General features: G+C 63.4%; 11 protein-coding genes, 4 tRNA genes and 1 pseudogene. 10 read left to right on the top strand and 6 right to left on the bottom strand.

Annotated elements, in window-relative coordinates; translation table 11 throughout:
• Window positions 1-30 precede the first annotated feature (30 nt).
• Complete coding sequence (locus tag LKD76_RS11895; RefSeq protein ID WP_308188644.1) at window positions 31-687, bottom strand: RibD family protein; 657 nt, start codon at window positions 685-687, stop codon at window positions 31-33.
• Between the two features lie 20 nt (window positions 688-707).
• On the bottom strand, window positions 708-2,054 hold the full coding sequence (locus LKD76_RS11890; RefSeq protein WP_504828447.1) for a helix-turn-helix domain-containing protein: 1,347 nt from the start codon (window positions 2,052-2,054) through the stop codon (window positions 708-710).
• 375 nt (window positions 2,055-2,429) lie between these two features.
• Between LKD76_RS11890 and LKD76_RS11885 the strand changes: the two genes are divergently transcribed.
• From LKD76_RS11885 to LKD76_RS32325, 5 genes are all read left to right on the top strand, one after another.
• Window positions 2,430-2,600 carry a hypothetical protein gene (locus LKD76_RS11885; protein ID WP_227981077.1) on the top strand — a complete coding sequence of 57 codons (171 nt, stop codon included), beginning with the start codon at window positions 2,430-2,432 and terminating at the stop codon, window positions 2,598-2,600.
• Entirely contained in the window at window positions 2,590-3,030 is a 441-nt protein-coding gene (locus tag LKD76_RS11880; protein WP_227981076.1) for a hypothetical protein, read from the top strand. The genes LKD76_RS11885 and LKD76_RS11880 overlap by 11 nt, the downstream gene beginning before the upstream one ends.
• A 101-nt stretch (window positions 3,031-3,131) precedes the next feature.
• Complete coding sequence (locus tag LKD76_RS11875; RefSeq protein ID WP_227981075.1) at window positions 3,132-3,380, top strand: hypothetical protein; 249 nt, start codon at window positions 3,132-3,134, stop codon at window positions 3,378-3,380.
• Entirely contained in the window at window positions 3,361-4,524 is a 1,164-nt protein-coding gene (locus tag LKD76_RS11870) for a hypothetical protein (protein WP_227981074.1), read from the top strand. Before LKD76_RS11875 ends, LKD76_RS11870 begins: the two co-directional genes overlap by 20 nt.
• A 793-nt stretch (window positions 4,525-5,317) precedes the next feature.
• On the top strand, window positions 5,318-6,988 hold the full coding sequence (locus tag LKD76_RS32325; RefSeq protein WP_227985219.1) for a recombinase family protein: 1,671 nt from the start codon (window positions 5,318-5,320) through the stop codon (window positions 6,986-6,988).
• On the opposite strand, the gene LKD76_RS11860 is transcribed toward LKD76_RS32325, so the two are convergent.
• Window positions 6,945-7,019 (bottom strand) — tRNA-Val (locus tag LKD76_RS11860). The genes LKD76_RS32325 and LKD76_RS11860 overlap by 44 nt on opposite strands.
• A 528-nt stretch (window positions 7,020-7,547) precedes the next feature.
• Here LKD76_RS11860 and LKD76_RS11855 point away from each other — a divergent pair.
• From LKD76_RS11855 to LKD76_RS11845, 3 genes are all read left to right on the top strand, one after another.
• Window positions 7,548-7,620 (top strand) — tRNA-Gly (locus LKD76_RS11855).
• A 23-nt stretch (window positions 7,621-7,643) separates the two neighbouring features.
• Window positions 7,644-7,714 (top strand) — tRNA-Cys (locus LKD76_RS11850).
• Window positions 7,715-7,730: 16 nt separating this feature from the next.
• Window positions 7,731-7,805, top strand: a tRNA-Val gene (locus LKD76_RS11845).
• Between the two features lie 371 nt (window positions 7,806-8,176).
• Here the strand turns inward: LKD76_RS11845 and LKD76_RS11840 are convergent.
• Window positions 8,177-8,380 carry a DUF397 domain-containing protein gene (locus tag LKD76_RS11840; protein WP_372465790.1) on the bottom strand — a complete coding sequence of 68 codons (204 nt, stop codon included), beginning with the start codon at window positions 8,378-8,380 and terminating at the stop codon, window positions 8,177-8,179.
• Window positions 8,370-9,278, bottom strand: a complete 909-nt coding sequence (locus LKD76_RS11835; protein ID WP_227981072.1) for a helix-turn-helix domain-containing protein — start codon at window positions 9,276-9,278, stop codon at window positions 8,370-8,372. Before LKD76_RS11835 ends, LKD76_RS11840 begins: the two co-directional genes overlap by 11 nt.
• A gap of 288 nt (window positions 9,279-9,566) precedes the next feature.
• Between LKD76_RS11835 and LKD76_RS11830 the strand changes: the two genes are divergently transcribed.
• Window positions 9,567-9,866: a hypothetical protein gene (locus tag LKD76_RS11830; RefSeq protein ID WP_227981071.1), complete on the top strand. Its 300-nt coding sequence runs from the start codon at window positions 9,567-9,569 to the stop codon at window positions 9,864-9,866.
• Window positions 9,867-9,917: 51 nt separating this feature from the next.
• Window positions 9,918-10,088, top strand: a pseudogene (locus LKD76_RS11825) (SRPBCC family protein); the annotation flags it as partial.
• Between the two features lie 2 nt (window positions 10,089-10,090).
• On the opposite strand, the gene LKD76_RS11820 reads toward LKD76_RS11825, so the two are convergent.
• On the bottom strand, window positions 10,091-10,858 hold the full coding sequence (locus LKD76_RS11820; protein WP_227981070.1) for an ArsR/SmtB family transcription factor: 768 nt from the start codon (window positions 10,856-10,858) through the stop codon (window positions 10,091-10,093).
• Window positions 10,859-10,953: the final 95 nt, after the last annotated feature.

The following is a 10,953-nucleotide window of genomic DNA, read 5'->3' as shown; positions in this document are numbered from 1 at the left end:
TCGTACAGCAACATGCGGAAGTGGTTCTTGTCAGCCGTCTGCGGACGGGACTTTCGGAAAGTATCGCAACAGCGCAACATCCCCGATCTGGGTCACATCGGCCAACTGCATCCGTCGACGAGACCCTCCAGGGAACTCCGCCGGATTGACGAAGCGGGGCGCATCCCCCTGCCCGATCAGCAAAGGCGCGACAGCGACATGGAGTTCGTCGGCCAACCCGGCGGCAAGTACCGCGGTGTGTATTGAGGTACCACCTTCGATCATCACCCGGCCGATGCCGCGCGTACCGAGGTCATCGAGAAGAGTACCGAAATCCACTGTGTCGCCGAGCGTTACGACTGTGGCGAGGTCGCCGAACCGTTCACGCAGCTTCGGCGCTGCCGTGTCGGAGGTGTAGACGATCGGACGGCGTTCTTCCACGCCGTGGTGCCAGAACTTCGCCTCACGATCCAGGTTGCCGGAAGCCGTCACCACGACCTTCTGCAGATGCGCGGGCTTCCCCGCGGCGGCGCGAGCCTCGAGACGGTCTGCGCTCTTGATGATCAAACGCGGATTGTCCCGCCGCAATGTCTCCGCCCCGATCAGGATGGCATCACATCCGGCGCGGACCTGGTCGACTCGATCGAAGTCCGCCTCGTTCGACAGGTAGAGGCGTTCGGGAACGAGGTCGTCGATATAGCCATCCACACTCACCGCCACCGAGAGCACTACATACGGCTTGGGCAACTCGCTACCTTCCACTGATCGAACTCCTCTACGAACTCGCCCACCCCGGGCTGGGTGCTGTGCGGATCCATCAACGCCGCAAGCGTGATCACCGGCTCCATGATCCGGCCCGAATTCGTGGCAATGCCAACCCGTAAAGCCTGCTTCCCCGCCGACGCCGCCGGCTCGATATCCCCCGCGGTCATATGCGCCACCGCTGCCCGCGCCAAGTACACACCCCGGTCACGCGGATAGCCGGACTGCATGCGAGCGGTCGCCGCGTCGAATTGTTCTGCGGCGGAGTGATGGTCACCGAGGGCGACGAGGCTGTGTGCTTGGTAGGCGTCGATATAGGAGTGGTCGAGGAAGAATCCCCAGACAGGATCGGCGTCGGCCTTCTCGATCAGAAGGCGGGCATCGTCGTAGGCGCGTGCGCTCGCGGTCGCATTCTTTTCGAGCGACAGCGCGTGCGCGCCGTAGGCGACAGCTGCGGCGGCGAACAAAGAGCTTTCCGGCGCAGCCCGTTTCGCGGCTTCGGCGAGTTCACCGCTGCTTGCGCCATCGCCTTGATCCGACGCCAGCTGACTCATCCGAACCAGCGCCATGCCGATGCAGTAGTTGTCGCCCAGTTGATGTGCCCACGTCAAAGCCTTCTCGGCCCAATGCTGCGCTTCGCCGAACATTCGCTGGTCCTGGTACTGCCAGGCCGCAGTCTCCGCATACAACGCCAACAGCCGCAAGATACGCTGAGAATCAACGACTTTCGCCTGCTTCAGAGCTTGCATGCGGGCGATCGCACCCAATACTTCGGCGAGTGTGCTCGCCGAGCCGTAGACATTGTCCGCCTCGATGATGTTCATCCGCTTGTCGAGGAAGAATTTGACGTGGTCGATATCGCTACCGGCGAAGGCCTCCGCCAGCGGGATCCCCGACACCGCCCGGTCCACGACGACACCGACAGCACCAACCCCAACGCCGGCCATGAACGTGCGTCGTGGAATAGACATCAACACAACCTCACCCGACGCAGTATGCGCCGGCACGAACATGCGATCAGCACTTTCGGGCTCCGGCACTCGTTCTTCGTCGCAATTGGCCTCGGCATCAGCGTCCTTGTCAGGCAGCAGCGCCCAAAATCGTTCTACGACAAACGCTTCGGCTTCGCGGAGCTTGCGATCCATGCGCGCCGCGTAAGGCACCGACAGAACGATCGTCTCGCGTCGCCGCTCCCATTTACGCACCGCTTCCACAGACACACCGGCATGAGCCGCAAAAGCCTCGCGCTTCATACCGAGCGCGTGCCGAAATGCAGCTACTTCTCGTCCGGTCCATCGTCCACACGATCGCATCAGCAGTATCCGTCGTCAGGGGTCGAGTACGCCGAGAGTACCCCGCACGTACCCCATCTGTACCTGGTGTGACCTGCACCAGCGCGAGAAAGTTGGGAACAGCGCTGCCGCCGGGTCGAGCCCCGATCCCACCAGCACACCCGGCGCACCACAAGTGACGCCCGCCGGGGCAGATGCCAGGGATTCACCATCCCCGGCGGCAGCTGCTTTCCACGACAGAACACGGACACATGGCGCTGTGCTGCAGACCAGCCGCGCTCAGGAAGGGGACGCCATGCCCAGCAGCAGGGTAGCGAGAGCTGATCGCTCGTCCGGATACATACCGGTCAGAACCAGGACATCATCGGTACGCCGTCTGGGCGGTGCGAACCGGCCATGATCACACTCTTCATCGGCTGCGTCATCCTGACGATCATCATCTACATCACCATCGTGTGCTGGCCGCAACGCATTCCACCGGAACGACGCGTCACAGAAATTCGCCATCGCATCGAACGGGAGAACACCGACCCCGCCGATCCGCACGGAGATACCTATGAACGCTGAAACTCTACCGCGGGCAATGGGTTACGTCTGCGTCGACCTGGTGACAGCGATCGAACCCTTGCTCTTCCAATCCCAGCGCATCGCCGCTCGTTTGGGCTACGACTACGTCGGCATGACTCGAGGGAGCAGCCTGATCGTGCCGGAGGCCCTCATCGATCACGTAGCCACCCACGAGATCGAACTACTGATCGTTCCCCACATCGCCCATCTACGGGGGCGTATACCCGCCGAACTTGGCGAAATGACGGATATCCACGACCTTGCGACCAGTCGGACCTACGAACGCGGCGGTGGATACGCCCCGGAGGGAGGCCGGAGGAATCCCCTGGATACGTCCATACCCATCGAAGGCAGCAGTGACGTGCGAACCGGTTTAAATACAACCAACTTTCAGCAGCCCCAGGCGCCCGGTTCTCACACTGGCCACTGATTGGCTCCAGAGTGGAAGCGTGGAAGATTCCATCAGCCCTGCCCGGCAGGTCGCGGTAACCAAGCGACGGGTGTATCGGGAGATGACGTACACAGCAGGAAGTGCTGGCGACTTGGCCGCCGGTGCAGCAGCACCTCATCGCACCGGTTCGCCCGGCCGGATCACCGCGCAGCTGTTCACCTGCACCAGCGAGCAGTGCAGCGAACGACCTGATCAACAGCGCGACCGAGGACCTACTGTGGCACTACGACGGCGATGACATCGTGGTCACGCTGACCAGAGACTATCTGCGACCGAACGAATCGGTGACGCTACGTTGGGAGATCGATCGTGACCAGGCAACTGCGTGACGCCGCCGAGCACGTTCTACGAGCCTGGAACCGATACGAAATCGAACGCGGCGCGCACCCCGTCATCGACTACGACTGCTCGCCGATAACTTCAGACGTCCCGGCAGTCGACAACAGGCTCGAAGCCCTGCAAAGGCTGTCGGAACTCCACGCCGAAGCCGCAGCAGCCGGCGACACCGCCCTCGCAACCAGAATCGACGCAGACATCGCCTACTGCGCCGCACTGCTCGGAGAACACGACTCCCTCGAGCGATACATTCGCCGCACGCAGGGATGCGAACCCAAGGGATGGTCGGACGAATACCTCCAGCAACACCTCGAGCGAGCACAACACAGCCTCGCCGCACTCGGCATAGACTGGGGACCCAAGACCCTGACCGACTTGATGGAAGCCGAAGGCCCGCTAGATGTCTCGGTCAGCGCGGACGCGATCCGCGAAGCCGCAGCCGACCTCGAGCCGAGCGTCCGCGCCGCAACCGGATCGACCGCAGACTACGACCTCACCATCGAATCCGTTGACGTCGACGCCTACTGGAGCTACTGGCTCGACGGCGCCGGCCAGAAACCCCGACTACGAATCAACCTCCGAAACGCCCGCTTCACCCAGGTGGTAGCCCGCCAATTCGCACTCCACGAAATCCTCGGCCACGCGCTCCAATTCGCAAGCATCTCCGCACGCTGCGCCCAAGAAGACGTGCCGTGGATCCGCCTATGCTCGGTCCACTCATCGAACCAAGTCCTGTTCGAAGGCCTCGCACAGGCAATGCCGCTATTCGTCACTCCCGACGACGAAAACCTCACCGCCCGAGTGCGATTGGACCACTACCACCAACTGGTGCGCGGCCAGCTACACCTCGCGCTGGCAGCCGGACACCCGATTCTCGACCTAGCAGAGCGCGCCCGGCGCTGCGTGCCCTACTGGACCGATTCCCAGATCGCCGACTTGCTCACCGACCGTGGCGCCAACATTCTCTTGCGGTCCTACATGTGGTCATACTCCGCCGGAATAGACTGGTTCGTTCGCCTCGCCGACACCCCTGGTGCGCCGAAGGATCAGATCTTGCGAGCCGTCTATCAGGCACCGCACACTCCCGGCGACCTCATGACGTATTGGCCTAGCGGTCCAGACATCGGAGCGGAATGACACCAGCGCCAAGCCCTGCGAACCGACCGATTACTGATCGCGAACTGTCTTCTTATCATTCGTGACACTCCCGAATCCACTTTGGGCGTCGAGGTGGATCGGATCTGAAATTCTCCGAAGAAAAGAAGCAAGATTCGATATACCCCTTCCCCTTTGGCGACACGGATGGAAGCCTCGAACGTATCTGGCGTAGCGCGAGGAACTCGATAGGAACCGAATCGAGGCCTCGACCATGTTGCGACTCTGGAATTTGCGCCGAGGTAGTTGCGCCGACAATTCCGAACACAGCTGCACGCCCGGCACGCCGAGCGCGCTAGTCGGATTCGAAAGCTGTCCCCGTGCGGCTGCCTACATTTCGCCACCGATTCTTACTTCCGCGGCAACCGTGGATCCGTCCGATGCGGGCAGGACGACCGCAGGACTCACCTTCCGCCAGGCGGTACGGCATTGCGCACCATGCCGACCACTCCAGCAACGCTGGTTCCTCACCGATGAGCCACACCGACAGCTATCCGCCAGCAATCATTCGGTTCTTGTAATTCGAGGCAGAGCCGAGAAACTTCATAGCTGGAACCAGTCTCGAACAGCCCGCAGTTCGGCCCTCCGGCGCGTCTCAGGAATGTCCGATGCCTAGCGGCGGCGGCAGACCTATCGGCGAGCGACGTGAGCATCACCTTGTCGTCGAAAGCGATCGGCGCGATCCGCCCGATCTTCGCAGGCTCAGCCGAGTCGTCATCGAGCTGGCGAAAGAGTCGAAAACCACCGAGGAGGAAACCCATTGAACGGCACCGTCGTGCTCGCTGTCGCCTACCTGCGCGTCTCGGACAAGAAGCAGCTGAACACCGCCATCGACATCGACCCCGACGGCAATTCCATTGCCACCCAACGCACGATCGTCGAACAACGAGCCCACACACTGCCCGCCCAGATCGTCCAGGAATTCGTCGAGCCAGGAGTCTCGGCTCAGTCGATCGAAAAGCGCCCCGCCTTCCAGCGGATGCTCACCTACCTCCAGCAGAACCCACAGATCAAGTACGTCATCGTCTACATGCGCTCCCGCGCCTTCCGCAACTACATCGACGCCGCCATCACCAAACGCCAACTCGACCTGCTCGGCGTCAAGCTGATATCGGCCAAGGAAGACTTCGGCGACGGCATCTACGGCGACATGATGGCCGCCATCACCGACATCTTCAACGACACCCAGAACCGGTTGTCAGGCCAGGACATCAGCACCAAGATGCTGAACAAAGCCATGAACGGCGGCACCTGCAGCCGGGCAAAACTGGGCTACATCAACGCACGGATCACAGTCGAGGGCCGCCAAGTCAACACCATCAAGACCGACGAAGAACGCGCATCACTCGTTGTTCGAGCATGGGAGCTCTACGCGACCGGCGATTACTCGATCGAGGACCTCGAAGCAGCAATGGCCGACATGGGCCTCACGTCCCGCCCCACCGGCGCCCGCCCGAACCCACGCCCCGTCTCCGCGGCGACCCTCCACAACATGCTGCGCGATCCCTACTACGTCGGCTACGTCACCTGGAAGGGCCAGATCTATCCCGGCCGGCACGAGCCACTGATCGACCACGAACTCTTCGAACGTGTGCAGAACGTCTTGCGCAAACGCAGCGGCAACGGCACCCGGGACCGCATACACGCCCACTACCTGAAAGGGTGGCTCTTCTGCGCACGCTGCCGAGACGAAGACACCACCGCCAGATTGATCTACAACGTCTCCACCGGCCGCAACCGAGTGCGGTACGCCTACTTCGTCTGCCGCAGGAGCAAACAAGGCCTCTGCGACCTCCCCCACCTGCCGGCCGAGACCGTCGAAGAAGCAATCGTCGACCACTACCGCACTCTGCAGCTGCCGACCGACTTCGCCGCCACGACGCGACGCCTGCTCGAACAAGTCGTCTCCGACGAGCAGAACACCACCCGAGAGCTGCACGCCAACCTGAACCGGCAAATGAAGGAACTCGACCAGAGCGAAAACCGGTTGGTCGATCTGCTCGCCGATGGCTCGATGCCCCAAGCCAAGGTGCGCATGAGACTCATCGAGATCAAAGCCCAGCGCAACCGCATCGAAGCGGCCCTCACCAACACTTCCGAAGAACTCGGCGTCGGAACGACGGTTCTCCGTCACGCCCTCGACCTCATCGCCGACCCGTACAGCCTGTATCTGGACGCAGCCCCAGACGTACGGCGACTGCTGAACGAGACGTTCTTCGAATGCTTCTACATCGATGACCTGGAAGACGCCACGGCCCTACGAATCACCGACGACAAGACCGGCATGTTCGCTGACCTTCACTCGGCAGCCCTAAACCACCCAAATCGGACGGCGGACAAAACCAGGATCAACCGCCGCGATGCACACATGCGAACGGTCGCCGTTTCGAATAAAGAGGTTCTGGTGGTCCCAGCTGGTTTCGAACCAGCGACCTCTCGCGTGTGAGGCGAGCGCTCTCCCACTGAGCTATGGGACCGTGGGGATTCGGGGCGGCGGAAGTGCCGTTCCGAACGAGAAGGAACCTTAACACGCATCACCGGTGTCACACCAAATCGGGCCTTGAACTGGGGATTTTCCGTGGCATGCGAGGGACGGAAAAGGAACGGGCGCAGCGGGTCTCGCGCAAGTGGCTTCGGGGCGCATCGAGGCCGGGAGAACCGGGCACGGAATGAGCCCCGCCGACGTGGGCGATCGCGCGGCCACGATCGAGTCCGGCCGGCAGCGCGACAGTCGACCGCGCGTGGGATGCGGAGTGTCGGCCGCAGGGACAGCCGGCTACCGACGCTCGGAGCGGCACCGGGCGCGATCTGGATCCAGGTATTCGTCCGGTTCGGGACCGGCTTCGTACGGAAGCCTCTGGCCGACACCGGGAGGCATCTTCCGGACTACATGCTTGTCATTCACATTTACCCCCATCTACCAGCCGATTTGTTGACGAAGCGGGTAGTGGGCTAATGTTCTCTCTCGCAGCCGGAAGGGGCCCGAAAGCCCCGGAGAGCAGCATGCGGATGTAGCGCAGCTGGTAGCGCATCACCTTGCCAAGGTGAGGGTCGCGGGTTCGAATCCCGTCATCCGCTCGAAGGCCAACCCGGCCTTGGTTGGCGGTGTGGCCGAGTGGTGAGGCAACGGCCTGCAAAGCCGTGCACACGGGTTCGATTCCCGTCGCCGCCTCTAGTAGGCGAACCACGCGCGATTAGCTCAGCGGGAGAGCGCTTCCCTGACACGGAAGAGGTCACTGGTTCAATCCCAGTATCGCGCACCAACTGCAGGTCAGCCCCGGTTCACACCGGGGCTTTCTTGTATCTGCGCAACCGTATGCGATGACAACCCCGCCTCGCCTGTCCGACGGGCAGTGATGTCAGCCACTCGCGCCGGTGCGGAATGCGCGGGCCTTCGCGAAAACCGCTGTAGGCCAAGGGGATGCGCCCGGCGCCGACGAGGGCACCGGGCGCCGGCGAGGTCGATGTTCAGGCGCCCGCGCGAGCCGCGCGAGCGCAGGCATCGCGACGGAGTGCGCACGACGATCGCGGCCTCGTCGGCCGCCTACGAACCACACAGAGAAGCCCGGCCCGGACCGATCGATCGCGCCCGGTCCGGGCCGGGCTTCGCCCGTTTTCTCAGCGCTCGAGTTTCTCAGCGCTCGAGCTTTCCGCCCGCCACGTCGGCGGTGAACGCATCCCACTCAGCCGGGGTGAACACCAGCGCCGGGCCGTTCACGTTCTTGGAGTCGCGTACGCCGACTGTATTTCCCGCGAGGAAAGCAACTTCGACGCACTCGGCTCCCCCGGAGCTGTGACTGGATTTGAACCACTGTGCCGTGGTCGGATCAGGCTCCACGCTCATGTTTCCTTGCTGCCTCTCTGATCAGATCTCTACTCGGCCGGTCGTCCAGGGCCGCTGCCAGCAGGGTATGGAACGCCTGTCGGCACCTACGCACGTCGTCCGCGCTTTCAAGGTAGACGTGGCCGGTGTGACTCTCGGCGAACACTATGGTCGGCTCAACCGGCTTGCCCCTGCTGTCCTTGGGAAACGTCATGATGATGAATTGCGACGTGACCATGCCGGTGGGAAATCCTGCACGGAACGGCAGGACTCGCACCTGGACGTTTTCCCGCGTGTCCATATCCGCGATGTGACGCAACTGGGCAGCCATCAATTGTGGCCCGCCTACTACGGTATGCAGTACATTCTCGTGCAAAATGACCGAGATCCGCAGTGGCTGCCGTTGGCGTGTGACAGCGTGCTGTCTCTGAATCCGCAGCGCTACAGCGCGTTCCACCTCGTCATGTGAGCCTTCTGAGAAATACTGCTGGTCAAGCGTTCTTGCATAGTCGGCGGTCTGCAGTATTCCCGGCACGATCAGCGGCTGAAACATCGCCAATTCGCTGGCGCCGCCCTCCAATGCGACGTATGTGTTGAACTTCGCCGCCATCACATCCCCATAGCTTCGCCACCACGATCGCGCCGGGGTCTGTTCGGCCAGTTGTCTGGCCGCGTCGGCCTTCTCCTCATCGAGCCCGTACACCTCACACAAGCCCATAACATCCCGAACCCTGACCTTTTCGGTCAATCCACGTTCCAGGCGACTCAAGGTCGACTTGTGCCATTCCATCAGCGCGGCGGCTCGCTCGACCGTGAGACCCGATCCTTCGCGTGCCTCCCGCAGATAACGTCCGAGTTGCCGTCGCGGCAACGTGCTGCCCGCTGCCTCCGATTCATCGCCATCGACGATCAACGACTCTCCCCTCGTTGCATTCTGAAGTCGGTGCGCGTTGCAGAACGCGCCGATTGTATGCGGCATTGCTCAACACGACCAGGCGATTCGCATGAGTTTTCCCAGGTTATCGTGTTGGCGCACATCCTCTTTCGCTCTCCTCGACTCTCGACGGCATACCGAAGCGGACGAGGGAGAGGTGTGCGAAATGTTGCCGGTGGTGCTGTTGATCGCGGCGCTGGTCGTGTTCACGGTCGTGACGGTGCGGCTCCCCCCGCGAGGTGAGCGGCGGCGCGGCGGTAGGCGGCGGTGACGCGCCCGATCGCACTCGGATGGGTGCATCCGGAGGCACCCGCGCTGGACTGGGATATGGCCCAGGTTCGGCGCTTGGCGCGACACCTGGGCTACTGCCTGGTGTGGTCGCCGGAGAACAGCCGGATTCCCCTCGCGGACCAGGCGCGTGCGGCCGGGGCGGACGTCGTCATCACGCCGTCGACCGACCATATCGGCATCATGACCCTGCACGCGGTGATGTGCGTGGCGGATGTCGAGACCGTCACACCGCGTCTGTCCTTCGCGAGGTGGCCGATGAAACCGGACAGCGAATAGCAACGGCGGACTACCGTCGGAGGCGCGGTGCGGCGATTGCGAGGTGAGGGTGTGCGTGGTTCGGTCACCGTTCGTATGTCGGCCACCCCGGCGCAGGTCTGGGCACTGATCAGCGATATCACGCGGATCGGCGAGTGCGGTCCGGAGACTTTCGAGGCCGAGTGGCTCGGTGGCGCAACCGGTCCCGCGGTGGGCGCGAAGTTCCGCGGGCATGTGCGGCGCGGCTAACCGGCGAGTTCCACCCCGAGTACCCGATCGAGTTCGCGCACACCGCGATCGGTCAGTCGCAGGGCGCGACGCGTGCCCGGGCGATCGATCCAGCCCGCCGATTCCATCCGGGTCAGGACCGCGGCGCCCAGCGCACCGCTGAGGTGGTGGCGCTGCTCGCTCCAATCGACGCAGAAGCGCAGCAGCGGACGACGCTGATGCCGCGCACCGTCGAGATCGACGCCCAATTCGGCGAACAGCGCGGCGGCGTTGGGGCCGAGCCGATACGGGTGACTCGGAAGCGGCGCCGAGATGGGGTCACCGGCGGCGCGGCCGGTGCCGTCCACACCATCGGTGCGGGTCAGCGCTTCCCGGTCGAGTAACGCCTCGGTGACCGCCACGCCGAGCTGCCCGGCGAGATGGTCGTAGCAACTGCGCGCCCGGCGCAGCGCGGCCGCCCGGGTCGATTCGCGCAGCGACCGGACGGGCCGGGTCGGCGCGAGTACCGCCAGCGCCTCGATCGCCGCGCCGACCTGCGAATTCGCGATCCGGTAGTAGCGGTGCCGGCCCGAGCGCTCGACACTGAGCAGTCCGCCCTCGACCAGGCGGGCGAGATGCTCGCTGGCGGTCGAGGCCGCGACACCGGATTCCGCGGCGAGCACCGAGGCGGGCAGTGCCCGGCCGTCGGCCAGGCCGATCATCATCCGCGCCCGGGTCGGATCGGACAGCAGGGCGCCGACTGCGGCGATATCGGCATATCCGTAGAGCGGTCGACGGTCGGTCATGACACCAGTCTGCCGCGACGACACTTCGGTCCGCACCGAAGTGTGGGCGTCGGCGCTCGCGCGAACACTTCGGTCCACGCCGAACGATTCGCGTC

Origin of the sequence: Nocardia spumae (genome assembly GCF_020733635.1) — a bacterium.
GTDB classification, from domain to species: Bacteria; Actinomycetota; Actinomycetes; order Mycobacteriales; family Mycobacteriaceae; genus Nocardia; species Nocardia spumae.
The sequence above is the reverse complement of the archived record's forward strand: the minus strand, read 5'-3'. Positions and strand labels throughout refer to the sequence as shown.

What these genes read in the sequence shown, in the direction of transcription:
- LKD76_RS11890 (WP_504828447.1), bottom strand. Translation starts at nt 2,054, where the DNA reads ATGCGATCGTGTGGACGATGGACCGGACGAGAAGTAGCTGCATTTCGG.
- LKD76_RS11885 (WP_227981077.1), top strand. Translation starts at nt 2,430, where the DNA reads ATGATCACACTCTTCATCGGCTGCGTCATCCTGACGATCATCATCTAC.
- LKD76_RS11880 (WP_227981076.1), top strand. Translation starts at nt 2,590, where the DNA reads ATGAACGCTGAAACTCTACCGCGGGCAATGGGTTACGTCTGCGTCGAC.
- LKD76_RS11820 (WP_227981070.1), bottom strand. Translation starts at nt 10,858, where the DNA reads ATGACCGACCGTCGACCGCTCTACGGATATGCCGATATCGCCGCAGTC.